This is a genomic window from Gemmatimonadaceae bacterium, from assembly GCA_036504815.1.
Classification (GTDB): Bacteria; Gemmatimonadota; Gemmatimonadetes; order Gemmatimonadales; family Gemmatimonadaceae; genus PNKL01.
Genome location: DASXUN010000008.1, coordinates 78,351 through 103,498, shown reverse-complemented (window position 1 = coordinate 103,498; position 25,148 = coordinate 78,351). Strand labels below are relative to the sequence as shown.

At 69.3% G+C, this 25,148-nt stretch carries 25 protein-coding genes; 18 read left to right on the top strand and 7 right to left on the bottom strand.

Features of this window, described 5'->3' with window-relative positions:
* Window positions 1–11 precede the first annotated feature (11 nt).
* The gene (locus tag VGJ96_03965; protein ID HEY3286259.1) at window positions 12–491 is read right to left on the bottom strand and encodes a PaaI family thioesterase; all 480 of its coding nucleotides are present in this window, start codon (window positions 489–491) and stop codon (window positions 12–14) included.
* A gap of 142 nt (window positions 492–633) precedes the next feature.
* Between VGJ96_03965 and VGJ96_03960 the strand changes: the two genes are divergently transcribed.
* The 3 genes from VGJ96_03960 (at window position 634) to VGJ96_03950 (ending at window position 2,324) form a co-directional block, all read left to right on the top strand.
* Complete coding sequence (locus tag VGJ96_03960) at window positions 634–1,062, top strand: OsmC family protein (GenBank protein ID HEY3286258.1); 429 nt, start codon at window positions 634–636, stop codon at window positions 1,060–1,062.
* Between the two features lie 203 nt (window positions 1,063–1,265).
* Window positions 1,266–1,478 (top strand): cold-shock protein, encoded by a 213-nt coding sequence (locus VGJ96_03955; protein HEY3286257.1) that lies wholly within the window; start codon window positions 1,266–1,268, stop codon window positions 1,476–1,478.
* Between the two features lie 135 nt (window positions 1,479–1,613).
* The gene (locus VGJ96_03950) at window positions 1,614–2,324 is read left to right on the top strand and encodes a hypothetical protein (GenBank protein HEY3286256.1); all 711 of its coding nucleotides are present in this window, start codon (window positions 1,614–1,616) and stop codon (window positions 2,322–2,324) included.
* On the opposite strand, the gene VGJ96_03945 is transcribed toward VGJ96_03950, so the two are convergent.
* Window positions 2,296–3,939 (bottom strand): tetratricopeptide repeat protein, encoded by a 1,644-nt coding sequence (locus tag VGJ96_03945; protein ID HEY3286255.1) that lies wholly within the window; start codon window positions 3,937–3,939, stop codon window positions 2,296–2,298. The two genes, VGJ96_03950 and VGJ96_03945, sit on opposite strands and share 29 nt — an antisense overlap.
* A gap of 141 nt (window positions 3,940–4,080) precedes the next feature.
* Here VGJ96_03945 and VGJ96_03940 point away from each other — a divergent pair, with 141 nt between their 5' ends.
* The 7 genes from VGJ96_03940 (at window position 4,081) to VGJ96_03910 (ending at window position 9,699) form a co-directional block, all read left to right on the top strand.
* Window positions 4,081–4,608: a DinB family protein gene (locus tag VGJ96_03940; GenBank protein HEY3286254.1), complete on the top strand. Its 528-nt coding sequence runs from the start codon at window positions 4,081–4,083 to the stop codon at window positions 4,606–4,608.
* The gene (locus VGJ96_03935; protein ID HEY3286253.1) at window positions 4,608–5,600 is read left to right on the top strand and encodes a putative sulfate exporter family transporter; all 993 of its coding nucleotides are present in this window, start codon (window positions 4,608–4,610) and stop codon (window positions 5,598–5,600) included. Before VGJ96_03940 ends, VGJ96_03935 begins: the two co-directional genes overlap by 1 nt.
* A 92-nt stretch (window positions 5,601–5,692) precedes the next feature.
* The gene (locus tag VGJ96_03930) at window positions 5,693–6,655 is read left to right on the top strand and encodes a c-type cytochrome (GenBank protein HEY3286252.1); all 963 of its coding nucleotides are present in this window, start codon (window positions 5,693–5,695) and stop codon (window positions 6,653–6,655) included.
* Window positions 6,652–7,947: a sulfite dehydrogenase gene (gene soxC / locus VGJ96_03925; GenBank protein ID HEY3286251.1), complete on the top strand. Its 1,296-nt coding sequence runs from the start codon at window positions 6,652–6,654 to the stop codon at window positions 7,945–7,947. The genes VGJ96_03930 and soxC overlap by 4 nt, the downstream gene beginning before the upstream one ends.
* Complete coding sequence (locus VGJ96_03920; protein HEY3286250.1) at window positions 7,947–8,564, top strand: c-type cytochrome; 618 nt, start codon at window positions 7,947–7,949, stop codon at window positions 8,562–8,564. Before soxC ends, VGJ96_03920 begins: the two co-directional genes overlap by 1 nt.
* Window positions 8,565–8,620: 56 nt before the next feature.
* On the top strand, window positions 8,621–9,160 hold the full coding sequence (locus VGJ96_03915; GenBank protein ID HEY3286249.1) for a YeeE/YedE thiosulfate transporter family protein: 540 nt from the start codon (window positions 8,621–8,623) through the stop codon (window positions 9,158–9,160).
* The gene (locus tag VGJ96_03910) at window positions 9,157–9,699 is read left to right on the top strand and encodes a YeeE/YedE thiosulfate transporter family protein (GenBank protein HEY3286248.1); all 543 of its coding nucleotides are present in this window, start codon (window positions 9,157–9,159) and stop codon (window positions 9,697–9,699) included. The genes VGJ96_03915 and VGJ96_03910 overlap by 4 nt, the downstream gene beginning before the upstream one ends.
* A gap of 98 nt (window positions 9,700–9,797) precedes the next feature.
* On the opposite strand, the gene VGJ96_03905 is transcribed toward VGJ96_03910, so the two are convergent.
* Together VGJ96_03905 and VGJ96_03900 are read right to left on the bottom strand one after the other, a co-directional pair.
* Window positions 9,798–11,120, bottom strand: coding sequence for an outer membrane protein transport protein (locus VGJ96_03905; protein ID HEY3286247.1), 1,323 nt, complete (start codon window positions 11,118–11,120; stop codon window positions 9,798–9,800).
* 67 nt (window positions 11,121–11,187) lie between these two features.
* Window positions 11,188–12,126, bottom strand: coding sequence for a hypothetical protein (locus VGJ96_03900; protein HEY3286246.1), 939 nt, complete (start codon window positions 12,124–12,126; stop codon window positions 11,188–11,190).
* A gap of 109 nt (window positions 12,127–12,235) precedes the next feature.
* Here VGJ96_03900 and VGJ96_03895 point away from each other — a divergent pair, with 109 nt between their 5' ends.
* From VGJ96_03895 to VGJ96_03870, 6 genes are all read left to right on the top strand, one after another.
* Window positions 12,236–12,583 (top strand): metalloregulator ArsR/SmtB family transcription factor, encoded by a 348-nt coding sequence (locus tag VGJ96_03895; GenBank protein HEY3286245.1) that lies wholly within the window; start codon window positions 12,236–12,238, stop codon window positions 12,581–12,583.
* A gap of 255 nt (window positions 12,584–12,838) precedes the next feature.
* Window positions 12,839–14,191 carry a TolC family protein gene (locus VGJ96_03890; protein HEY3286244.1) on the top strand — a complete coding sequence of 451 codons (1,353 nt, stop codon included), beginning with the start codon at window positions 12,839–12,841 and terminating at the stop codon, window positions 14,189–14,191.
* Between the two features lie 10 nt (window positions 14,192–14,201).
* Window positions 14,202–15,230: an efflux RND transporter periplasmic adaptor subunit gene (locus VGJ96_03885; GenBank protein ID HEY3286243.1), complete on the top strand. Its 1,029-nt coding sequence runs from the start codon at window positions 14,202–14,204 to the stop codon at window positions 15,228–15,230.
* Between the two features lie 2 nt (window positions 15,231–15,232).
* On the top strand, window positions 15,233–18,406 hold the full coding sequence (locus VGJ96_03880) for an efflux RND transporter permease subunit (GenBank protein ID HEY3286242.1): 3,174 nt from the start codon (window positions 15,233–15,235) through the stop codon (window positions 18,404–18,406).
* On the top strand, window positions 18,406–18,696 hold the full coding sequence (locus tag VGJ96_03875) for a hypothetical protein (GenBank protein HEY3286241.1): 291 nt from the start codon (window positions 18,406–18,408) through the stop codon (window positions 18,694–18,696). The genes VGJ96_03880 and VGJ96_03875 overlap by 1 nt, the downstream gene beginning before the upstream one ends.
* Before the next feature lie 32 nt (window positions 18,697–18,728).
* Window positions 18,729–18,932, top strand: a complete 204-nt coding sequence (locus VGJ96_03870) for a DUF2892 domain-containing protein (protein ID HEY3286240.1) — start codon at window positions 18,729–18,731, stop codon at window positions 18,930–18,932.
* A 180-nt stretch (window positions 18,933–19,112) separates the two neighbouring features.
* Here the strand turns inward: VGJ96_03870 and VGJ96_03865 are convergent, their stop codons facing one another.
* The 3 genes from VGJ96_03865 to VGJ96_03855 are packed head-to-tail and all read right to left on the bottom strand — an operon-like array spanning window position 19,113 to window position 22,790.
* Window positions 19,113–20,084: an SDR family oxidoreductase gene (locus VGJ96_03865; protein ID HEY3286239.1), complete on the bottom strand. Its 972-nt coding sequence runs from the start codon at window positions 20,082–20,084 to the stop codon at window positions 19,113–19,115.
* A 40-nt stretch (window positions 20,085–20,124) separates the two neighbouring features.
* Window positions 20,125–21,039: a bile acid:sodium symporter family protein gene (locus tag VGJ96_03860; protein ID HEY3286238.1), complete on the bottom strand. Its 915-nt coding sequence runs from the start codon at window positions 21,037–21,039 to the stop codon at window positions 20,125–20,127.
* Window positions 21,036–22,790: a thiamine pyrophosphate-binding protein gene (locus VGJ96_03855; GenBank protein HEY3286237.1), complete on the bottom strand. Its 1,755-nt coding sequence runs from the start codon at window positions 22,788–22,790 to the stop codon at window positions 21,036–21,038. The genes VGJ96_03860 and VGJ96_03855 overlap by 4 nt, the downstream gene beginning before the upstream one ends.
* A 199-nt stretch (window positions 22,791–22,989) precedes the next feature.
* Here VGJ96_03855 and yedA point away from each other — a divergent pair, with 199 nt between their 5' ends.
* Complete coding sequence (gene yedA / locus VGJ96_03850; protein ID HEY3286236.1) at window positions 22,990–23,916, top strand: drug/metabolite exporter YedA; 927 nt, start codon at window positions 22,990–22,992, stop codon at window positions 23,914–23,916.
* A gap of 52 nt (window positions 23,917–23,968) precedes the next feature.
* Entirely contained in the window at window positions 23,969–25,144 is a 1,176-nt protein-coding gene (locus VGJ96_03845; GenBank protein HEY3286235.1) for a sugar phosphate nucleotidyltransferase, read from the top strand.
* Window positions 25,145–25,148 lie beyond the last annotated feature (4 nt).

Sequence of the window (25,148 nt, the reverse complement as noted above, 5' to 3'; positions counted from 1 at the left end):
CGTCGCGCGGCTCAGCCGCGCGCCATCGCATCCGGAATGCGGACGGCGATCACGCGGCCGGTGACGGTGGTGGCGCCCGCCACCGTGACGGCCACGTCCACCACCGACTTGCGCGCGCTGGTCTCCACCACGCGTGCCCGCAGTTCGAGCGGCGGACCGTGGGGCGTCGGCGCCACGTACTCCACGCGCAGCGAGGCCGTGACGAAACGCGGCGCCGGCGCCTCTCCCACCGCCCGGCCCGCGTCGCGCTCGGCCAGCGCCGCCGCCGTGCCGATGGCATGGCAGTCGATGAGCGACGCGAGCAGGCCCCCGTACACGAAGCCCGACACGCCCGTGTGCTCCGGGCGCGGCGTGAACACGACGACGCCCTCGTCGCCCTCGAGCAGCGTGCGCACGTGCAGGCCGTGCGCATTGAGGCGGCCGCAGCCGTAACAGACGGCGTAGGCGTCGGGATAGTGATCCTGGATGGCGGGGCGGGCGGCGTCGGTCATCGGGGAGTCCGTGGAGGAGGGCGCACGAGGCGAGCGCTGGGGTCAGCGGACACCGCTGTGCGGGATTGCCCTATTATATGCACATATAAGAATATTATACTTCTCTGCGGCGGTTCATCAGATCTCAACGCAGGGAGTCTACATGTCGGCCCCACGACAACGCGACCCGATCGTCGTCACCCACGAAGGCGGCGTGCAGTTTGCGGCCCAGGTGCGCGCCCATCGCCTGCTCGTCGACCAGCCCGAGCGGGGCGGCGGCGCGGATGCAGGCCCGTCACCCATCGAGTTACTCGGTGTCTCGCTCGGCACGTGCGTGGCGCTGTACGTCCAGCAGTTCTGTCATTCCCGCGGCCTCTCGCACGAGGGAATGCGCGTCGAGGTCCAGCAGCGGGGTGCGCAGAATCCCAACCGCATCGGCGAGTTCGCGGTGCGCGTGGTGCTTCCCGCCGGCCTTCCCGCCGAACACGTGGAGATGCTCGAACGGGTGGCGCGCAGCTGCCCGGCGCACAATACGCTCGTCCACGGGGCCGAGGTGGCCATTCAGATCGACATTGGGGTCCCGGCGGCCTAACCGGAAGATTCTTGGGAAATCCACCCTTTTGGCCGGGAACGTGTTATAATGAAGGGCGGGGTAGCGGCGCATAGGGCGCCGCCGCCTGCGCACTGATCAGGGGCCTCGCTCTTGCGACGGCCCCTTTTTCATTGATCAGGGTTGCGGACGAACGGCATGGCCCGGACTCCGACGACAAACATTACCAGTACCAGGAGTTCGAAATGCGTATGCAAGGCGCCGTGAAGTGGTTCAACGATGAGAAGGGCTTTGGCTTCATCACGCCGGACGGCGGGGCCAAGGACTGCTTCGTGCACCACTCGGCCATCCAGGCGTCAGGCTTCAAGTCGCTCCGCGACGGCGAGCGCGTCGAGTTCGACGTCGTGCAGGGCCAGAAGGGCCCGGCCGCCGAGAACGTCGTCAAGCTCGAAGCGTAACCAGCGAGCGGAAGGGAAGGGCCGGCGTCCCGCGAGGGAACGCCGGCCCTTCTTCCTTGTACAATCGGCCATCCGCCCTCTGCCGTCGGCGATCAGCCGGCCGTAGCTTGATCCATCCCCCCAAAGGAGCCCCCCATGATCCGCCCCCCGCGCATCTCGACCGTTGTTGCAGTCCTCGCATTCGCCAGCATCGCCGGATCCGCCCGTGCCCAGGGCGCCGAAGTCACCCGCACCGTTGAAGGTGGCGGCATCACCGTGAAGGGCTGGGCGGGTGCCGTGGACGCGAACGAAGCGAAGAACGGCATGACCATTGCCAACGCTCGGTTCGTCGCCGAGGGCAAGGGCTTCCATGTGACGACCGGTCCCTCGGCGACGTACTGGAACCCCGCCAACACCGCGAGCGGCAACTACACGGTGAAGGCGACTTTCACGGAACCCAAGTACCAGAACCTGAACGACCACCCGCATCCGTACGGCATCGCCATCGGCGGCAACGACCTGGGCACCGACAAGGCGACCCTGCTCTACTGCACCGCGTACGGCAACGGCACGTTCATCGTGCGTGGGTTCGGCCCGGCCCCGTTCCGGCTGGGCGGCCGCGGCGCCACGGCGCACGACGCCGTGCACAAGGCAACGGCCAAGGGTGAACCCGTGACGCAGGAGATCGCGGTCTCGGTGAAGGACGGCAAGGTGTCGTGCGCCATCAACGGCACCGTCGTGGCCAGCTTCGACAAGGCGGAGACGGTGGGCGAGGGCAAGCTCAAGTCGCTCGACGGCGTCGCCGGCCTGCGTTTCGGGCACAATACCGAGGTGGTCGTCAGCGGCTTCGAGGTGAAGAAGAACTAGCCGCCGCGCGGCGCCGGGCCTCGGCCAGCGCCGCTTCCGTTTCAGCCACGCCTGGTTTCAGGCGCAGCGCCGCTTCGAAGTGCGCCACGGCTTCCGTGGCGCCGTCGGGGCGGCGCAGTGCTTCAGTCCCCAGCAGGAACTCGGCGTTCGCCACGAGCGGCCTGTTGTTCGGCTCGAGTCGAATGGCCGCCTGTAGGTGCGGCACCGCCTCGCGGCCTCGACCTGCACGCTGCAGCGCAACGCCCAGGCTGTAGTGCGCCCGCGCATGATCTGGCTTGAGCGCGAGGGCCAGCTGAAAGTGCGCGATCGCTTCCTCCAGCCCGCCCGGAGTTCGGGACATCAGTCGGCCAAGGTTGTGGTGCGCCATCCAGCTCGATGGATTCCGCGCGAGCGTGGCGCGGTAGAGAGTCTCGGCGTCGCGATAGTCACCGGCCTGGCGCCACGTGAGCACGGCCAGCGACAGGATCAGCACTCCGGGAACAACCAGCGTCGCACCAGCGGCCGCCCAGCGCATTCCGGTCCGCGCGCCGGCGGCGACCCGATCGCCCGCCCACGCCAGCCCTGCGGCAGCCAGCAACGCCAGCGGGATGCTCGCGTGGTACTGGAAATGGTCGGCGACATACGCATAGCGGAACGGATAGACGCTCAGGAAACCCAGCACCGGAAAGAGCACGCCGGCGAAGATCAGGAATGCGGCAAGCGGCGCGCGGGTATGTCGACGCACGGTCCACAGCACCGCGGCGACCGCGGCGATTGCCGCGGGATAGGCGTACGCGACCGCGTCGCGCGCATCGATCGTCCAGCGCGGGTAGGTGAAGACCAGCGACGCGGGCCACACGAAGGTCGCGAGGTAGTGCCAGAGCGCGCGTCCGGCGAGCAGGGTGCGTTGCAGCGGCGAGAGCATAAACTCGGTCCCCTCGGCGCCGATCACGTGCCGCTCGATCCAGGCGGTGGTGAGCCCGGCCGCGATGCCGGCGACGAGCCACGGGAGCAGCGGGGCGACGTCGCGACGCCACGCGATGTGGCCGCGCTTCCACCAGACGATGACGAGCAACGCGCAGGGGAGCGTGGCCACCGTCGTCTTGCTCCCCAGGGCCAACAGGAAGAGCCCGGACCCCACCAGCCAGTCGCGCCGCGCCCGCGAGGCATCGAACCGCAGCCAGGCGAGGGCCGCCATCAGCGCGAGAACCAGCGACAGCGTGTTTTTCTGCTCGGAAATCCACGCCACCGACTCCACGTTCACCGGGTGCAGGGCGAAGACAAAGGCGCCGAGCCAGGCGCCCCGTACCTCGAGCCGCTGTCCGAGCACGGCGACGAGAATGGCCGCGATCGCGTGGAGCCCCGCGTTCATCAGGTGATAACCGGTCACGCTGTCGCCCCACAGGCGATGCTCGAGCCAGAAGGCGCTGTGCAACACGGGGTAGTACTGCTGCGTGACGCCCGGCTCCAGCCAGATGCGAAGCAGTCCGTCCCATCCCTGCAGCGCGCCCAGCGTGATATGTGCGCTGTCGTCCCACACGAGCCCGCCGCCGAGCGCCGGCGCATACGCGGCGAACACCGCTACCAACAGCAGCAGCGCGAAGGCGATCTCGCGGCGTTCGGCGGACTTGTCCATCAGGCGGTGAAGGAGGGCATCGCGGCAGGTGAATTCGTGGTCAGCGTGAAGATAAGGTGCATGGCGCTCCCTTGTTCTGCCCAGCGGCGCGGGCGATCTTCACCGCCTGTGATGGTTTGCCCCCCAAACCCGAGGTGCTCCATGCGTCGTACCTTCCTTACGCTCGCGCTCGCATTCGCTGCTCCCCTGCATGCCCAGGGGCTGATGGCCGATTTCCATGCCGACGTCCGCCAGGTGCAGCAGAAGCTGATCGCGCTGGCCAAGGCCATGCCCGAGAACACCTACAGCTGGCATCCCAACGGTGCCCGCTCGGTTGGCGAGCTGTTCATGCATGTCGCCGAGGACAACTACTTCATTCCGGTGGCGATGGGCAAGCCCGCGCCGGCTTCCACGGGGATCACCGAGGACTACAAGTCCACGGCCGCCTACACGGGCAAGCAGCGCACGAAGGAGCAGATCATCGCCGAACTCGAGGCGTCGTTCACGCACCTGCATGAGGCGATGGGGCTGACCACCGACGAGAACCGACTGGAGAAACTGAAGGTCTTTGGGCAGGAGTTCACGCGGCAGCGGCTGATGATCCTCACGGTGACGCACCTGCACGAGCACCTGGGCCAGGCCATCGCCTACGCGCGCTCCAACAACGTCGTGCCCCCCTGGAGCAAGTAGTGATCCGTCGGGTGGCGCCCGGGCTGCTACTGGCCCTGGTCGTGTCGGCCCTCGCATGGCTCGGCGAGCAGCTGCTCGTCGCGGCCGCCGGACGCGCGGTGCTCGAGGCGATCGTTCTCGCCATCCTGATCGGTGCCGCGGTGCGCGCGCTCTTTGTGCGCGCGCCCGCGAGGTACGAGCGGGGCGCGGCCGTCGCCAGCGGCCTGCTGCTGGAATGCTCCATCGTGCTGCTCGGCGCGGGCTCCGACCTGCGGGCGCTCGTCGCCGCGGGGCCCGCCATCCTGGCCGGCGTGGTGGTGATTGTTGGCGTCACGCTGGTGGCGGGGCTGTACATCGGGCAGTGGTTCGGCCTGCCGCGCACGCACGCCCTGCTGGTGGCCGTGGGCAATGCCATCTGCGGCAACTCGGCCATCAGCGCGGCGGCGCCGGTGGTGGGCGCGCGGCGCGACGAGGTGGCCTCCGCCATCGCGTTCACCGCGGTGCTGGGGGTGTGTGTCATCGTCGGACTTCCACTGATCATCCCCGTCCTGCACCTCAGCGACACACAGTACGGTGTGGTGGCGGGGCTCACGGTGTATGCGGTGCCACAGGTCATTGCCGCCGCCTTCCCCGTGAGCGTAGCCGCGGGGCAGGCGGCCACGCTGGTCAAGCTGACGCGCGTCCTGCTCCTCGGGCCCGTGGTGATGCTGCTCTCACTCACCGAACATCATGCCGCGCACATCCGATGGTGGCGGGCCGTTCCGTGGTACATCATCGGATTCGGCATCGCCTCCGCCCTGCGGACCACGGACGTGATCCCGGCGAGCACCGGCGACCTGGTCCGTGAAGCGGCGCGCGCCCTCACGGTGGTGGCCATGGCGGGGCTCGGACTCGCCGTGGACCTGCAGGCCGTACGCCGGGTCGGACCGCGCGTCGCGTCCACGGTGCTGGTCTCGCTGGTGCTGATGCTCACGATGAGCCTGGTGCTCGTGCGGCTATTGGCTGTCGCCTAGGCCGCACCGCATATTCCAAATAGTTGCACCGGCCCGTCGGGAATATTACTGTATTGGCGCACAGGAAACCCTTACCGTTGGAGTCTCCCTCGATGCTACGCATCAGCAGGCGAACGGGTCTTCTTCTCGTCGGAGTCGTGATGTTCGGCAGCGGGTGCGGCGGCAAGGACGCCAAGCCCGCCAAGGCCGTCAGCTTCAGTGAAGAGGCCTGGCACCCGAAGCTCGAGGCAGACATTCCCAACGACTCGCTCGGCGCGTCCATCAAGCGCGGGCTCTACCTGCTGCGCTTCACGCCCGAGTCGCTGCCAAGGTACGCGACGTCGTCGCTGCGCTGCACCAGCTGCCACCAGGTCGACGGCCTCAAGAAGACCTCCGCGCCGCTCACCGGGGCGCACGCGCGTTTTCCCAAGTACATGCCGCGCTCCGGCGCCGTCATCTCGCTCGCCGATCGCGTGAACTACTGCTTTACGCGTTCGCTCGCCGGCAACGCGATCCCGGTGGGGAGTCGCGAGATGGTGGACATTCTCGCGTACCTCGCCTTCATCTCCTACGACGTGCCGGTCGGGACGAAGATCGCCGGCACGGACGGCATCATCTCGATGAAGGACACGCTGGTGGGCGACGTGGCGCGGGGCGAGCAGCTCTTCACGGCGAAGACCTGCATCACCTGCCATGGACCAGAGGGGAAGGGGAACGGCCCCATCCCCGCGCTGTGGGGCGCGACGTCGTACTCGATTGGCGCCTCGATGGCGCGCGAGGAGCGCGCCGCCTCGTTCATCATGCACAACATGCCGCAGACGGCGCCGGGGACGCTGAACGCGCAGGAGGCGTTCGATCTCGCGGCCTTCATCAACTCGCATCCGCGCCCGGATTCGCCGGGCAAGGAAGGGGACTGGCCGATGGGCGGCGCCCCGGCGGACGTCCCCTACGACACCAAGGGCCACACGGCGCACCGGCCGCCGCCGTCGTTGGTCCCGCGCCTGAACGTCGTCGGCTCGCTCGTGCCGAACCCCCCGCGCCTTGGTGCGGCCGCGGAGCTGAAGGGAGCCAAATGAACGACCGTCCTGACCGCGTCACCCCTGACACCCCGAGGGCGGCCGAGGAAGTGCTCTCGCGCCGCGACCTCATCGCTGGCGCGGCCGGCGTGGTCGCCGTGGCCGCCGGACTGCCTTTGGCAGCCGGCGGCCAGGGCGCCGCAGGCGCGCCTGCGGCGCCCGCCGCGCCGGTGGTGCCCGCCGACCCCACCAAGCTGCAGGGCGCACCCACCTCGCCGGTCGGTTCGCGTTCGCCCTTCTACAAACCGTCCCGCACGCCCTTCGGCGAGACCGTCGGCAACTCGCTCTCGCCGCTGCAGGACCTCACCGGCACCATCACGCCGGCGGACCTGCACTTCGAGCGTCATCACGCGGGCATTCCGCTCATCGACCCGGCCCGGCACACGCTGCTCATTCACGGGCTCGTCGCGACCCCGCTGATGCTCACCGTGGACGAGGTGAAGCGTTTCCCGCAGGTGACGCGCACCTACTTCATCGAGTGCTCGGGCAACGGACGCGCGGCGTACCGCGAGCCGAAGCCCGACATGACGCCGCAGAAAGTGGGCGGCTTGGTGAGCACCACCGAGTGGACGGGCGTTCCCCTCAAGATCCTGCTCGACGAAGCGGGCGCGAAACCCGAAGCGAGCTGGTTCCTGGCCGAGGGGGGCGACGCCTGCCTGATGGCGCGCAGCATCCCCACGTCCAAGGCCATGGATGACGCGATGGTGGTCTGGGCGCAGAACGGAGAGCCGCTGCGGCCCGAGCAGGGATTCCCGCTGCGCCTGCTCCTCCCCGGCTGGGAGGGGAACACGAGCGTGAAGTGGCTGCGCCGGCTCGAACTCGGCACGCGGGCGTGGGCGACACGCTGGGAGACGAGCAAGTACACCGACCCGCTCCCCGACGGGAAAGCGCGCCAGTACAGCTTCGACATGGACGCCAAGTCCATCATCACGTCGCCCGCGCACCCGAAGGTGCTCACCAAGGGATGGTGGCCGGTGACCGGGCTCGCGTGGACGGGGCGCGGCCGGATCACGCGCGTCGAAGTGAGCACGGACAACGGCAAGACCTGGCACGATGCCGAACTCTCGGCGACGAGCGGCGTCAAGGCGCCCGTGCGCTTCACACACGTGTGGGAGTGGGACGGGAGGGAGGCCGTGCTGCTCAGCCGCGCCACCGATGAGACGGGGTATGTGCAGCCGACGCGCGCGGCGCTGATCAAGGTGCGCGGCATCGGCACCGATTTCCACTTCAACCCGATCGTCGGGTGGAAAGTGGCGGCGAACGGCGCAGTGACCTTCCACGGGGAGACATGATGCGTCGCCCCCTCATGCTCGGCCTCGTGCTGGCGACGGCAGGCTGCTACGGCACGTGCTCCAGTTCCGACAAGCCGGCGACCACGGCAACGGCCGGCGGCTTCTCGGGCATTCCGGCCAGGCACTACGGTCTCGGCCGTGCGGCGACTCCAGCCGAAGTGGCGGCGTTGAACGTGGACGTCGCTCCCGACGGTGCCGGACTGCCGACTGGCTCGGGCTCCGTCGCGCAGGGCGCCGACCTGTTCCAGAAGAAGTGCGCGATGTGCCATGGCCCCAAGGGGCAGGGGATGCCACCGGCGTTCCCGCTGCTCATCAGCCGCGACCCCAAGGCCGAAGGCTTCAAGTTCGCAAGCGATTTCAAGCTGCCGCATTCCATCGGCAACTACTGGCCGGAAGCGACGACGGTCTTTGATTATGTTCGCCGCGCCATGCCGCTGCTGCAGCCTGGATCGCTGACGAACAACGAGGTCTATTCGTTGACGGCCTTCCTGCTGGCGGCGAATGAAGTAATTCCAATGAGTGCCACGCTTGATTCGGCCTCGTTGGTGCAGGTGAAGATGCCGTATCGTGACCGGTTCGTTCCCGACGACCGGCGCGGCGGCAAGGAAGTGAAGTAGCAGGAGGCCGGCGGCGACGGCCGCCGGCCTGGTCACCCCCCAGAAGGAGAAACCCGATGGCACATCCCGCAACGCAGGCCCCCCCGGGCGGCGCCGGATCGTCCAAGCTTCCCGCATGGGCGAAGCTCGGCGCGATCTTTGGCGTCGTCAGTGCGCTGAGCATTCTCACCTGGGGACCGATCGGCGTCTCCGGCACCTATCCTCGCTTCATCGGCGCGATCTTCCGTCGCCTCACGCCCGACCTGGCGCACGCCAACCCGTATCTCGAGAAGATGGGCTCGCTCATCAAGCCCGAGACCTTCCTCGTCATCGGCCTCCTGATCGGCGGGTTCCTCGCCGCCAAGCTCGCGGGCGATCACGCCGCGCCGGCCGAGTATCCGCACCCCGGCGAGACCACCAAGGGGAAGCGCTATCGTGACGCCTTCATCGGCGGATTCCTGATCGTCTTCGGCGCCCGCATCGCGGGCGGCTGCACGAGCGGGCACATCATCTCCGGCATCACGCAACTCTCCGTCAGCGGGATGATTTTTGCCGCCGGCGTCTTCGCCGCCGGCATTCTCACCGCCAAGCTGATGCACCGGGGGGCCCAGTCATGACGCCAATCATTTATGCCCTGATCGTCGGCGTGGCGATGGGCGCGCTCATCCAGCGCGTGCGGGCGTCGAGCCCGGCCATGATTGCCGCGAACCTGCGTCTCGAGAATCTCTCGGTCATCAAGTTCATGGCGACGACCATCGCCATCGGCGCCATGCTGTCGTTCGTCCTCGCCGCCGTGCTCGGCCCGGGCGTGATGCACTTCGACGTGAAGCCGACGTATGTCATCGGCGTGCTGATCGGCGGCCTGGTCTTTGGCGTCGGCTTCGGCATCGGCGGCTACTGCCCCGGCACGTGCGTGGTGGGAGCCGGTGAGGGGCGGCGCGACGCGCTCTTCGCGCTGCTCGGCGGTGTCGTCGGCGCGTTCTTCTTTACGATCCTCTTCTCGTCGATCATCGCGCCGATGAACAAGCTGATGGACTACGGCAAGCTCACCCTCGACCAGCTCCTGGGGCTGCCGGCCGTCGGCGTCGCGCTCGGCCTCGGAGCGATCTTCCTCGGCATCGTGTACATGCTGCCGACGGAATTGAAGAAGCGCTGAGTCCCGGCGCGCGATGCACAGCGACCCCGGCGGATGATTCCGCCGGGGTCGCTGGCTTTGGACCGTCACCGGTGCGGTGACGGCGCCGCGTGAGGTGACTACTTCTTGGTCGGCGTGAAGGTGAAGCCGACGAGAATCGACTTCTCCGACATCGTGTTCTTCACGCTCGTCCCGGGAATGGCGGTGGGGCGCTGCATCGGCCCCTCGATCGAGTTCTCGAGCGCGGCGTACCCCGCCACGTTGACCTCGATGCCGGGGCGGACCTTGAAGCCCATGCCCGCCGAGATGTTGTGCTGCACCACGGCCGGCGCCGGCAGGTTGAACATCGAATTCTCGTCGGGAATCGGGTTGCCCGAATAGTTGTACCCGCCGCGCAGCGTCACCTTGTCGTTCGCCGCGAACTGCGCGCCCAGCGCCACGACCAGGATGTTGTCCCAGCCAAAGCCCTTGACGGAGAAGTCCTGGTTGTAGCCCACCTTGTCGAAGCCCTTGGTGTTCTTGTACGTGTAGTACTTCACGTCGGCGGCGGTCTGCAGCCGGGCGGTGGGCTGCCAGCCGAGCCCCGCGCCATAGATGGCGGGCGCGTCCATCCGGAACTTGAAGGTGCGCGCCGTGCCGAAGGACGGCAGGTTCGGATTGGCGACGACCGACTGGTATTCGAAATCCTGGAACATCTGCGCGGACGTGTACGCGAGTCCGACGGCCAGCTTCTCGCTCACCTGATACTGCAGGCCGGCCTGCACGCCAAATCCAAAGGCGCCGTCACCCGAGGCGGCGCTCGGATAGTAGGCGCGATCGTCGGCGGTGCGCGGCGTCCCGTCCGGACCGGGATCCGCGTCGGGCGCGGCGGTCGGCATCGGCGTGACGGCGAGACTGGCCCAGTCCACGTTCACCGCGAAGCCGAGGCGGAGCTTCGGCGACGGGTTCCACGCGACGGCGGGGACGATCTTCATCAGGCCGAAGTTCGAGTAGACGTGGCCGAAACCGTTCGGCGCAGGCATCAGGATGGGGTTCGTCATGTCGGCGGGATAGTTGACGCCGAAGCCGCCGATGCCGAGGCCGGCGAGTCCAACCACCACGCCGCTGTGCAACTTCGTCGAGAACCCGAAGGCCGGGATCGGGGTGAACTCGCTGGCACTGGTGGTCGTGCCATGCATCGGTCCGTAGGCCGAGGTGACGGTGCGCTCGGGTTTCATCAGCTCGAAACCCATCTCGAGGTTGGTGCCATCAAACGACGCCAATCCAGCCGGATTGACGAAGAACGCGCCGAGCAGGCTCGCGTTGGATGCAACCGCGGCGCCGCCGAGCGCCGAGTTGACGGCGCCGACGCCGTGCAGGAAATGTCCGTCGGTGGCGCGCGCCGTGGCGGGCACGGCGGCCACGGCGGCGAGGGTGAGTGAGACGAGGCTGCGGTATTTCATTCGTACGGATCCTCGAGGAGATGAAACCGCCGACTGCGTCGGCGGCGGTGGGTGGAGCAACAGGGTGTCAGGGTGCGGCGCCATAACGGGCGAGGGCCGCGCGAATGCCCGCCTGCAGGGCAGGGTCGGGGGGAAAAGCCGCGTCAAACGGGCCGTCCCGGCTGGCGAGCGAAAGCCAGTGGGTCCGATACGCGCCGGCTTCGGACGGCGCCACGCGATCGAGCAGCTCGGCGCCGCAGCGCACCGCGGCGACGCTGGTGCGGTGCGCCGCGTCGTCCCCCGAAGTCACGCGCCGCCGAAACGCCGCCGATGCCTCGGCGACGCGCGAGACGAGCGGGAAGCAGAGTTCGCGGACCGCGGCGTAGAGCGGTCCGTTCTCAGCGTCCCGGGCTGCGCCGACGGCGGCAAGATTGTCGGTGCGATCGGCGGCGACGCCGGCGAAGATCCGCCCTTCGGGGCCGAGCGGTGGCAGGATCCAGAGCATTCCCGCATCGAGGCGCTCGTCGTGCAGGAAGGGGGCGAGCGGTCCGGCGAGCCGCCGATCCCAATAGGCCTGCATCGCGGCGAGCGTGGCGGGGGCGATGGCGGGCGGCGACGTGCGCCGCAGCAGTGCGGCGAGTTCACGCAGCACGGCGCGATCGGCGGGATTGGGCAGCGTCTGGCGCAGGGCCCCGACGAGGAATTGCGCGCGGGGCGTGGAGGGCGGGGCGTCGCCGGCGGCGTCGGTCAGCGCATCGGCCAGCGCGCCTCGCGAGGCCGAGGGATAGTAGAGCGGAACGAAGTGCAGGATGTCATGGCGGTCGCCGTGCGCGAGGGAGCGCCCGAGCGCGGTCCGGCCGGGCTGCGCACTCTTCGTGAAGGCGAAGGCGCCGCGGCCGTCCGCACCGAGCGAGTCGAGGACGGCAAACCATGCGGCGGCGGCGGGCGGCGAGACGACGCGCCACTGCGCGCCGGCGACCGCGGGAAGCGCCAGGGCGAGGCCGGCGGCCCAGCGTCGGGGCTTCATCGTAAGGCGATATATTGCTATATTGGAAGTCACGCATATAAACTTGTGCCTCCCGTTGCCCGCCGCGAGAGCATTTCCCCGACCCGTATTCATACTTACCTTTATGGGCATGACACCTCGTGGACGGACCAAGCGCGAACCGACGCCCGAGCTGCTCTCGCTGATCGCGGAGCGCTTTCGGGCGCTGGCGGAGCCGACGCGGCTCGCCATCCTGCATGCGCTCGAAGGGAAGGAGCGCACGGTCACGGAGCTGGTGGAGATGACCGGGCTGGGGCAGGGCAACCTGAGCAAGCATCTGCAGCAGCTGTACGCCTGCGGGTACGTCAGCCGACGGCGGGACGGGCTCTTTGTCCATTACCAACTGGCGGACAAGGACGTGCTGACGCTGTGCGAGATCATGTGCAACCGGATCGAGCACGACCTGGAGACGTCCAAGAAGGTCGTCGCCTCCCGATAGCTCGGCGTGGGTCGATGGCGCCGGGTCCCCGCGGGGGACCCGGCGTTTTGCGCGTCCGTGCCCCATCCGTGCGATCCGCGGCAAGGCCGTTGTCGCGGGGCTCGCGCCTGAATCGCCGTCGCGGCGTTCGCCTCGCGCGCGGCCCCTTGTGGGCTTGCATTCTACTGTATAACTAATTAGTTATATAGCAGATTAGTTGCCGCGGCCGCGCGCCAGCGCCGGCCGCCCGTCCTGAACCCCTCGACATCCTCTCATATGCTCCGACGGTTGCTCCTCATGACCGCCTTCGCCGGCGTTGTGCCCGCCGTCGCGCAGGGTCCGGTGGCCGCCCCCCGGCTGCGGCTCGCCGACGCCCTCCGGCGCGCCGATGCCGCGGCGTACGCCAACCGCGGCGCCCGCGCCGCGGCCGACGCGCAGCGCGCGGCGGCCAATGGCGCACGACGCGGCGTGCTCCCCTCGGTGGGGGCGGACGCCTCGCTGCTCCGCACCACCGACCCGATCAACGCCTTCGGATTCTCGCTCAAGCAGCGCGGCGTCTCGATGGCGAGCTTCAGTCCCGCCACCCTCAACAACCCGTCCGCCATCTCGAACTACGCGGCGGGACTCACGCTGCAGCAGCCGCTCGTCAACAGCGATGCGTGGGCCGGCCTGCGGGCGGCTCGCGCCGCCGCCGCGGCCACCGACGCGCAGGCCGACTGGGCGCGTCTGACCACGCGGCAGAACGTCGTGCAGGCCTACTACGGCGCCGTGGTGGCGCGTGAGATGGAAGTCACGATGCTGGCGGCCGAACGCGCGGCGCGTGAACACGTGCGCGCGGCCGAATTGGCCGCCGCGAATGGCGTCGTCACGAAATCCGATGCGCTGCTGGCGCGGGTGCGTGCCGGCGAAATCGAGGCGCAACGGCTCGAGGCGCAGTCGCGCGCCCGCCTGGCGCGCGCGCAACTCGCGGTCCTGCTGGGCGCCCCCGGCGACACGGCGTTCGTGCTCCCCGACTCGCTGCCGCTGGCGGCTGAGCATGCGCCGGCAACGGCGGACGTCACGGCGCGCGCCGACGTGCACGCGGCCGGGCTGGCTCGCCAGGCCGCGAAGTTCGACCGCATGCGCGCCGGCGCCTCGATGCTCCCGCGCCTGAACGGATTTGCGCGTTACGAATGGAACTCGCCCGCACGGATAGCGGCGGGCAGGCCGATGTGGACGGTGGGCGCGATGCTCAGCTGGTCGCCCTTTGGCGGCGGCGGAGAGCTCGCCGACCTGCAAGGAGCCGCCGCGCGCCTGCGTGGCGCCGAGGTGCAGGCGGAGGGCGCCCGGGCCGCCGCCGCGCTGGAGCGGCAGGACGCCGACGAATCGTGGCAGGTGGCCGCGGCGCGCGCCGCCATCGCCGATACCGCCGTGCGCCAGTCCGATGAAGCGCTGCGCATCGTGCGACGCAAGTACGAGGGCGGTATTGCCGCCATCAGCGAACTGCTCGACGCCAGCGCCGCCAACACGCAGGCCAAGCTCATGCGCTCCGACGCCCGATTCCGACTCATCGCCGCGGCCGCCGCGCGGCTGAAGGCGTGGGGCGGCGATCCGGCCGACCTCGCCTCCCTTGATACCGACAACCGCTGAGATGACTCCCATGCACAATACACTGCTGATTCGGGCCGGCGTCATTCCGGCCATCCTCATCCTCGCCGCCGCCTGCGGTGGCAACGAGAAGGCCGCCGACGCGCCCACCGCCGCGGCGACGGGTCCGACGGTTGCCGTCGTCGACACCCTGCTTCCGTCAGTCTTCGAGGCCTCCGGCCCGGCGCTGCCCATTGCCGAAGCCACGCTGAGCACCAAGCTGATGGGAGCGGTGACCGCCGTCCTCGTCACGGAAGGGGCGCGCGTGTCGGCGGGCGCGCCGCTGGTGCGGCTCGATGCCACGGACCTTGACGCCAAGTCAAGGCAGGCTGCCGCGGGCATTTCCGCCGCGGAAGCGGCCCATCGCGAGGCGCTGGCCCAGGCTACGCGCATCCGCGCGCTGTACGCCGACAGCGCGGCGCCCCGGGCGCAGCTCGACGCCGTCGAGGCGGGGCTGGCCCGCGCCGCCGCCGGGCTCGACGCCGCGCGCGCCGGCGCGACCGAACTGAATGCGGTGCGCGCCTACGGCGTGCTGCGCGCGCCCTTCGCCGGCGTGGTCACGCATCGCTTCGTCGATGCCGGCGACTTCGCCGCGCCCGGGGCGCCGCTCGTGACGGTGCAGGACGCGTCGCGGCTTCGCATCACCGCGGCGGTGCCCGCCGCGATGGCCAGGCGGGTGAAGGCCGGAATGAAGATCGCCGCGACGATCGAGGGACAGGCGGTGCCGGCCGTCGTCGAGGGCGTCGTGCCGTCGGCGGCGACGATGTATACCATCAACGCGATCGTCCAGAACGCCAAGGGCGAGTTGCCGGCGGGCGGCGCCGCGACCATCGCCGTGCCGGCCAGCAGCACCGAGCGCGTGTTGCTCGTGCCGCAGTCAGCCATCGTGCGCGAGGGCGACCTCACTGGGGTGCGCGTGGTGCGCGATGGCCGCGCCGAACTGCGCTGGGTGCGCCTGGGCGACGTGCGCGGCGACCGTGTCGTCGTCCGCACCGGACTGCAGGCCGGTGAGCGCGTTGCGCTCGCCGGCGGGGAGCGCTGACCGTGGGTATCGCCGGACGCGTCGCCCGCGCCTTCCTCACGTCCAAGCTCACGCCGCTCGTCACCCTGGCCTCGCTGGCCGTGGGGGCGATCGGCCTGGTGGCGACGCCGCGTGAGGAAGAGCCCCAGATCTCGGTGCCGATGATCGACGTGATCGTCGCCATGCCCGGCGCCGGCCCGAAGGAAGTGGAGAATCACCTGGCGCGTCCGCTCGAGCGCCGCATGTGGGAGCTGCCGGGCGTCGACCACGTCTACGCGATGAGCGGCGACGGCTACGCCGTGGTGACCGTGCGGTTCAAGGTGGGCGAGGACCAGGAACGCTCGGTCGTGCGGGTGCACGCCAAGCTGCAGTCGGACATGGACCTCATGCCGGCGGGCGTCATGCCGCCGCTGGTGAAGCCGCACGCCATCGACGACGTGCCGATCGTCGCGCTCACGCTGCACGGCACGGGGACCGACATCAACGCCCTGCGGCAGATCGCGCTGCACCTCGAGGACGAGATCCGCACGGTCAGCGACGTGGCGGCCACGTCGGTGATCGGCGGCCAGCCGCGCGAGATCACCGTGACGATGGACGCGGCGCGCCTCGCGGCTGCGGGCATCACCCCCGGTGAGGTGGCCATCGCGCTGCAAGGCGCCAATGCCCGCCTGCAAGCCGGTGAATACGCCACCGGCGATGCGGTGGTGCGCGTCGGCGTGGGCGCGGGTCTGGCGTCCGCGGCCGACGTCGGGCGCGTGGTGGTCACCACGCGCAGCGGCGCCCCGGTGTACGTCGCGTCGGTCGCGACGGTCGCCGAAGGCTTCGGTGAGCCCACCAACTACGTCGCGCACCTCGCCGCCGGCAAGGAGGCCGAGTCGGCCGTCACCATCCAGGTGGCCAAGCGGCACGGCGCCAACGCGACGCGCGTGGCGGACGAGGCGCTGCACCGCGTGGAGGCGGCGCGCGCGCGCCTGCTCCCGGACGGCGTGTCGTACGAGGTCACCCGCAACTACGGCGAGACCGCGTCAGAGAAGGCCTCCGAGCTGATCCTGCACCTGCTCATCGCCACGCTGTCGGTGACGCTGCTGATCGGGATCTTCCTCGGCTGGCGCGAGGCGCTGGTGGTGCTCGTGGCGGTGCCGGTGACGCTCGCCCTCACGCTCTTCGCGTACTACGCGCTCGGTTACACGCTGAATCGCATCACGCTGTTCGCCCTGATCTTCTCCATCGGCATTCTCGTCGATGACGCGATCGTGGTGGTGGAGAACATCTATCGCCACCTGCAGATGGGGCGCGTGGGGGCGGAGGACGCAGCGGTGGAGGGCGTGGACGAGGTCGGCAACCCGACAATTCTCGCGACCTTCACGGTGATCGCGGCCATTCTCCCGATGGCGTTCGTCTCGGGACTGATGGGACCGTACATGCGCCCCATCCCGGTTGGCGCGTCGGTGGCGATGCTGGCGTCGCTGGGTGTCGCCTTCATCGTGACGCCGTGGCTCGCGCTCCGCCTCCTGCGCGGACACGTGAAGCCGCTGGCGGCGCCGGTGGAAGGGCGCGAGCACGAGCCGGAGGAGAAGACGAAGTTTGCGAGGTTCTACGCGGGGATCATGGAGCCGCTGATGAACGATCGCACGCGCCGGCTGCGCTTCTATGCAGGCATCGGCGTGCTGCTCCTTGGTTCGGTGGCGCTGCTCGGCGTGAAGCTGGTGCAGGTGAAGATGCTTCCCTTCGACAACAAGTCGGAGTTCCAGGTGGTGCTCGACTTCCCCGAGGGGACGGCGCTGGAGACGTCGCAGGCCGCCGCGCGGCAGATTGCCGAGTACCTGCGGCGGGTGCCCGAGGTGACGCACACGCAGGTCTACGCCGGCACCGCGGCGCCCTTCAATTTCAACGGGCTCGTTCGCCACTACTTCATGCGGCGTGGCGCGAACGTGGCCGACCTGCAGGTGAACCTCAAGCCCAAGGGCGACCGGTCGCGGCAGAGCCACGAGATCGCGGTGGCCGTGCGCCCCGCGGTGGACTCCATTGCCAGGATGTACGGCGCGCGCGCCAAGGTCGCGGAGATTCCGCCCGGACCGCCCGTGCTCTCCACGCTGGTCGCCGAGATCTACGCCCCCACCGATTCCCTCCGTGTTGCCGCCGCCGAGCAGGTGAAGGCGATCATGGAGACGACGCCGGGCGTGGTGGACGTGGACTGGAGCATCGACGCGCCGGGGCCGGAGCGCCGGTTCCGCGTGGACCGCGTGCGGGCCGCGCAGGACGGGGCGAGCGTCGAGCAGATTGCGCGAACCGTCGTGCTGGCGCTCAATGGCATGCCGGTGACGGGCGCGGAGGCGGAGCAGGCGCGGGAGGGCGTGGCGATCACGCCGCGGCTTGCCGCACGCGACCGTTCGTCGGAGGCGGCCCTGCTGGCGATGCCGGTCGCGACCGCCTTCGGCCCGCGTCCGCTGGCCCGCTATGTGTCCGTCGACTCGCTCACCATCGAGAGCACGCGGATGCGCCGCAACCTGCGGCCGGTGGTCTATGTGACCGGCGACGTCGCCGGCTCGGTGGAGGCGCCGGTCTACGCAATTCTCGCGATGAACGGGCGCATCGACTCGCTGTGGGTGCAGGGAGCAAGGATCCACCGCTACAACTCCACGCAGCCCGATCGCCTGGACGAGGTGGCGCTGAAGTGGGATGGCGAGTGGCAGGTGACCATCGAGGTCTTCCGCGACCTCGGCCTGGCCTTCGCCATCGTGCTCGTGCTCATCTATGTGCTGGTGGTCGGCTGGTTCCAGTCGTTCACCATTCCGCTGGTGATCATGGCGCCCATTCCGCTGACGCTCATCGGTATCCTGCCGGGTCACGCGCTCACGGGGGCGTTCTTCACCGCGACGTCGATGATCGGCATGATCGCGCTGGCCGGCATCATCGTGCGCAACTCGATCCTGCTCGTGGACTTCATCCAGCTGGCGCAGGACCGCGGACGCCCGCTGCGCGAGGCGGTGCTCGAGGCCGGCGCGGTGCGCTTCCGTCCCATCGCGCTCACGGCCGCCGCCGTGGTGGTCGGCGGGATCGTGATGGTGCTCGACCCGATCTTCCAGGGGCTCGCCGTGGCGCTGATCAGCGGCGCGATCGTCGCAACCCTGCTCACCATGGTGGTCGTGCCGCTCCTCTACTGGGAGTTGCAGCGCACGGCCGGAGGGAATGACTGATGAAGATGCTCTGGATCATCTACGCCGGGCCACGCGCTGCACGCGTCATGGATGCCTTGCTCGCGCACGGGGCGACGGGCTACACCGAATTCCCAAGGGCGCACGGCACCGGCACGCACGGCCGCATCGAGGGTACCCGCGCCTGGCCGGGTGAGGAAACGGTCATCACGTCCGTGATCGCCGCCGATCGCGCCAGCCGGGTGACCGACGGCCTCGTCGCCCTGCAATCCGAACTCGGAGTGGGGGAGCGGCTGCATTTCGCCGTCCTGCCCGTTGAATCCTTCCGCTGACCCCGCACCCTGCACCCTGAACCCTACTTTCCATGTGCCCTGACAAGATCATTCGTCGCTTCGCCGGCGTCTTCATTCTGGCGAGCATCGCGTTGGCGATGCTGGTCGACGCGCGTTTCTACTGGTTCACCGCCTTCGTCGGTGTGAACCTCCTGCAGTCGAGCTTCTCCAACTTCTGCCCGCTCGAGAGGATCCTCGGTTACGTTGGCGTAGCCGGGTGCAAGCGGGCGGGCTAGCGGGTGAGGGGGATGGGGACTGCCACTTCTTTCCACGGATGACACGGAGTTGCACGGATGAACACGGATTCCTGATTGGGGGGAACCCCAGGAATGATCCGTGTTCATTCGTGTCCAACCCGTGCAATCCGTGGCAAGGCAGTTGCAGTAAGTCGTGCGCTCGAACCAAAGTCGCGGCGATCAGCCCCGAGCGTGTCGGCTCTGGGCCCACGCCTCAAACGCCTCGCGCGAAGTGAGGCGCGGCGCGAAACCGAAGACCGCCTTCAATCGCGCGTTGTCGAGCACGGGGCGGTAGCGCAGGAAATCCACCTGCTCGGGACCGTATCGCGTGAGTCCGAGCGGGCGCAGCACGGCGAGCGCGCCTTGCAGCAGCCAGGCGGGCAGTCGCACGACCGGCTTGCCGAGCGCCTGGGCGATGTCATCCACGGTCATCACGCCGTCGCCCGCCACGTTGAAGGTCCCGGTGACCTGCGAATCGACGGCGCGCCCGAGCAGCGCCACGAGGTCGGCGTCGTGGATGAACACGAACGGCGACGCGGCGCCGCGAATCGCCAGCAGCCGCGGTTTCTCGAACAGCGCCGTGATCTGGTTGTTTACCGAGGCACCGAGGATCGTGCCGACGCGGAAGACGATCTGCTGCAGCGCCGGGTGTTCCGTGCGCGCCCGTGCGAGCATCTCCTCGACCAGACGCTTGTGCCAGCTGTACGCGAAGGTTTCGTTGCCCCGCAGGGGATGCTCCTCGGTGAGCCAGGCGGGGTTGTCGGCGTGATAGCCGTAGGCGGCGCCGCTCGACGTCACGATGAGCCGCGCGACGCCGGCGGCGATGGACGCCTCGAGCACGCGCTCCGTCCCCTCCACGTCCACGCTGTACTCGAAGGCCCGCGTGCTGGCGCGTTCCGGCGTGACGATGGACGCGAGGTGAACCACGCAAGTGATGCGGTGCGCGCGCAACTCGGCGGCCAGTCCCGTCTCGCGGACGTCGTGGTGCACGAAGAGCGCGCCGCTCGGGAGGGACAGCGGCTCGCGCACGTCGGTGCCGACCACCGCGCCAAGCCGTCCGTTGACGACACGGTCCGCGAGCGCGTCGAGGAGCAGTCGGCCGACGTATCCCGACGACCCGGTAATCAGCACGCGTGCTGACGCGGGCGTCATGCGCCCACCAGGCTCGTGCGAAGGACGATGGCGGCGTTGCTCACGCGACCGTAACCGCCGCCGGCGGCCGGCGGCTCCAATACGTGGCGAGACTGAGCCCCGCCACGACGTGCCAGATCCCCCACCACGCGGCGACGATGGCCGCGCCGCCAAGTCCCCCGAAAAAGGTGAAGACGAGAATTAGGCCCAGTCCGGAGTTCTGGATGCCGACCTCGAACGACACCGCCCGTCGGTCGCGCACCGGCAGGCCAAATGCCGCGGCCGTCCAGTACCCCGTCGTCAACGCCAACGCGTTGTGTACGAGCACCGCGAGGACCACGCGCCCGACGTACTTCACGAAGTACTGCCAGTTGGCTGCCAGGGCGAGCACCAGGAAGGTGACGAAGATGCCGATGGACAGCCGCTTCATCGGGCGCCGCACACGGTCCGCGAAGGCGGGCCATCGGCGCTGGACGTACATCCCCGCGGCGAGCGGCAAGCCGAGTAGCAGGAAGATCGTGACGAACATCTCCACCGGATCCACCGCCACCGCGCGCAGGATCACACGCGTCGGCGGGTACATCGAGCCCCAGAAGCGGAGCACCAGCGGCGTGAAGAACACCGCGAGCACCGTCGATGTGGAACTGATGCTCACCGAGAGTGCGGTGTTGCCGCGCGCGAGGTGCACCAGGAAGTTCGAGATGTTGCCCGCCGGGCAGCTCGCCACGAGCATCATGCCCAGCGCCACGCTCGGCGGCGGCTTGATGGCGAGCACGAGCAGGAACGTGAACGCCGGGAAGACGAGGTAGTGCCCCGCGAGCCCGATCAGCACCGGGCGCGGCCGGTCGAGCACGCGCCGGAAGTCCTCGGCCCGCAGGTCGAGCGCCACGCCGAACATCACGATCCCGAGGATCGCGTTGAGGACGTGCAGCGTGGTGGGGCTGAAGTTCAGCCGGACGGCGTCGATGCCGCTCATCTCCCCTTGGGTTCCTGGTGCATCGCCTTGAAGTGCACCAGCCCCGGCGCCCACATGTGGGCCACGGGGTCAACGTCCACGTGGATGACCGAGGGTCCGCTGACGGTCAGCGCACGGGTGATCGCGTGCGACAGGTTCTCCGGGTCGGCGACGCGCTCGGCGTGCGCGCCCATTGCCTGCGCGATGCGCGAGAAATCCATCTCGCCGAGGTCCGTCCAGAGGTTCTCGTCGGGCGCGAGCCGCTTGCGCAGCAGCATCTTGAGCGGGCGCAGCGCGAACGACTGGTTGATCTTCACCATCCCCCACTGGCGATCGCAGAGCACCAGCAAGATGATGCGCAGCTTGTGCCGCACCGCGGTCTCGATTTCCTGCGGATGCATGCCGGCCGCGCCATCGCCGATGACGCAGACCGTGGGCACGTCGGGCGCGGCGACCGCCGCGCCGATGGCCTGGCCCATGCCGGCGCCGAGCATTCCCATCTTGAACGTGGAAAGCAGCCGGCCTGGCGCGCGCACCGCGTGATAGAACATCGCCCAGACGGCCGTGTTGCCGCCGTCGGCGATGAACGGCGACTCGGCGGGGAAGTGCCGGCCGCACGCCGCGCCCACGTGCGCCGGATGCACCGGCGACGACGCGTTCGCCAGCGGTTGATCGAGCTTGGCCTGGTAGCGCGCCATTAGCGTGTGGTATTTCTTCAGGCGCTCACGGCGAGCGGCGGGGCGGATCTCGCTGCGGCGCGACGCGAGGCGCACCCGCAGCGCGTCGAGGAACAGGCCGACGTCGGCGTTGATGCCCACGGCCACCGGCTTGTTCGCGCCGATGGCACGGTCGTCGATGTCCACCTGCACCGTGGGCTGCTCGGCCGGGGCGCGCCAGTACGGCGGCTTCCCCCACCAGTCGGTCTCGCCGACGCGTGACCCGAGGATGAGCGCGGCGTCGGCATCGCATCGCACGATCGAGTTCAGCTTCACGTGCGTCATCGGGATGGCGAATGGCGAAGACTCGCGCATGACGCCGCGTGCCGACCAGCTCGTCGTCACGGGTGCCTCGAGCAGGTCGGCCACCGCCTGCAGGGCATCGAACGCGCGGGCGTGCAGCACACCGCTCCCCGCATGGATCACCGGCATCTCGGCCTTGAGCAGCACGTCGGCGGCGGCCTCCACCTGCGCCGGGTCCACGCCCTGCGGGGCCGTGCGACGGTACGCGGAGGGCGCGAGGATGGGCGGACTCGCCGCCACCTTGCCGTTCATCAGGTTCTCGGGGACGTCGAGGTGCACGACCCCCGGGCGGCCGTCCCAGCAGGCGCGGAGCGCGGCCCGCGTGAGCTCGGGAAGGCGATCGAACGACGGGACGGCGCGGCTCCACTTGGCAAACGCGCCGATGACTGCTTCCTGGTCAAACCCCTGATAGGTGCCGGTGCGCAGCGGATACATGGCGCCGGTGCGGCGCGCGCTCGTGATGCAGAGCACGCGATTGCCCTCCGCTTCTTCCACCACGAGTCCGGGCAGCACGTTGGCCACGCCCGGGCCGTTGCTGGCCATGCAGACGCCGAGCTTGCCGGTGAGTCGCGCGTACGCGGCAGCGGCGTGCGCTCCGCTCGCTTCGTGTCGCGGCGTGATCAGCCGGATACCCACGCATTTGAGCGCCGAGTAGAAGCCGAAATACGTGCCGTCGATGATTCCGAATACGACCTCGACACCCTCAGCCTTCAGGGTGCGGGCGAGGAACTCGCCGCCGGTGGTCTCGCTCATAGTGGCTGGGTGCTGGTGGGGTGCACGGGCACGGGCACGGTGTGGTGCAGGGAAACGGAACCGCACCTCCAGCGGCAGAATCTACGCCCGGTGCTCGCGGCGTCCACCTCATGCGCTCCGACACCCCGTCACGCCTTGCGGAGACGGGGCGAAATCCGCGAGGTTCACCCGTACACGTCCCATACGGGAGTCACGGTTGGTGGATCACCTGGCGGTGCCGTCGCGCGCGAAGCTGCTGGTCGCCTTTGCGGCGGTCTATTTCATCTGGGGGTCCACGTACCTCTTCATCCGCTTCGCCATCGAGACGGTGCCGCCGTTTCTCGTGGGAGGCACGCGCTTCATCCTGGCCGGGACGGTCATGTACGCCTGGCTGCGGATGCGCGGGGCGGCGCGTCCGACGCGCGCGGAGTGGCGCTCGGCGTTCATCATTGGCCCGCTGCTGATGACCGGCGGCAACGGAGGCATCGTCTGGTCGGAACAGTTCGTGGCGTCCGGCGTCGTCGCCTTGCTCGTCGCCCTGGTCCCGCTCTGGATGCTGCTGCTGGGCTGGCTGCGCGGCGGGTCGCGCCCGTCCGTGCGCGAGTGGCTGGGCGTCACGATCGGCTTGCTCGGCGTTGCCATGCTCGTGTCCACCGACGGCAATCCGACGAGCGGCGGCATCGGTCCGCTGGCTGCCCTTGTGCTCATCTGTTCGACGCTCAGCTGGTCGGTCGGCTCGCTGATCGCGCGCGACGCCCCATTGCCCGCCTCGCCGCTGCTCGCCAGCGCAATGGAAATGCTGGCCGGTGGCGTCGGCATGCTGCTCATCGCCCTCGTGCGCGGCGAGTTCCAGCAGCTGGCGGTCAGCGACGTGTCGTGGCGGTCGGGACTATCGATCGGCTATCTCGCGCTCTTCGGCTCCATCATCGCCTTCTCCGCCTACAAGTGGCTGTTGAATCGCGCCTCACCCGCGGCGGTGGGGACGTATGCCTTCGTGAATCCCGTCGTGGCGGTCGCCCTCGGCTGGATCTTCGCGTCGGAGCCGCTCGGGACGCGCACGGTGGCGGCAATGGTGGTCATCGTCGGGGCGGTGGTCATGATCTCCCTGCGGCCGCGGCACCAGTTGCTGGCGGACCCCGCCGAGTAGGGCCGGCGGGGTGAGGGGCGCGCGAGACGTGCGACGCGTATCTTAGCGGTCGATGATTGAGCACGGTTCTCATGGCGCGTCCGGTGGCGCGGGCACGGCGGCGACGGTTCACCCGTCGGTGTCGCCGTCGCATCTGGAGTTGCCCGAGACGGACGCCCCGCTGTGGGCCATCATATTCGCCGGCGGCATCGGTTCGCGATTCTGGCCGCTGAGCACGCCGTCGCGACCCAAGCCGCTGCTCTGTCTGGTGAGCGACCAGCCGCTGCTGGTGGACACGGTGCATCGTCTGGCACCGCTCATTCCCGCCGACCGCGTGCTGGTGCTCACCAGCCGTGACATCGCACCGACCATCCGCGCCGCCCTCGCGACGGTCCCCGAGATGAACATCCTGGTGGAGCCGCGCCCGCTGGGGACGGCGGCCGCCCTGGCGTGGGGGGCGCAGGAAGTGGCGCGCCGGGCCGGACCGCAGACGCTCTGCTGCGCCATTCACGCCGATCTCGCGGTGGGCTTTCCCGAGGAATTCCGGCGGGTGCTGCGGCGCGCCGGCGCCGTGGCCGAGCGCGAGGACGCGCTCGTCGCGGTGGGCGTGCGCCCAACGCGCGTCGAGCCGGCGTTCGGCTACATTCGCCCCGGTGACCCGGTGGATGCGCAGCACGCCCTGGCCGATGGCGGCGTGCAGGAGGTGGCCGCATTCGTCGAGAAGCCGAGCGAAATGGAAGCGGTGGCCCAGATCGCCGCGGGCGCGCTCTGGCATGCGGGAATTCTCGTGGGCACGGCGGCCGGTTTCCTGTCGCAGCTCGAGGCGAAGACGGTCGAACTGCGCGACGGATTCGACGCGTTGCGCGCCGGAAACCTGCCGGCCTTCGTGGGCAGCATTCGCTCGGTGGATATCGAGCGCGGGCTGCTGGAACGCGGACCGCGCCTGCTCGTGATCCCGGGGGACTTCGAGTGGGACGATGTCGGCACGTGGGCGTCGCTGCGTCGCGCGCGCTCGCTCGACGATAATGGCAACGGGGTCGTCGGGACGGCACACTTCGTGGACGCGGACTCCAACATCGTGCACAGCGAGTCCGGAACCGTGGTGCTCTACGGCGTGTCCAAGATGCTCGTCGTGACGCTCCCCGGGCTCACCTTCGTCACGCCGCTCGACCGCGCGACCGACCTGAAGCCGCTGCTCGACACCCTCCCGGGCTCGATGCGCATCAGTCCGACCGGAGAGGGCGGGTAGGGTC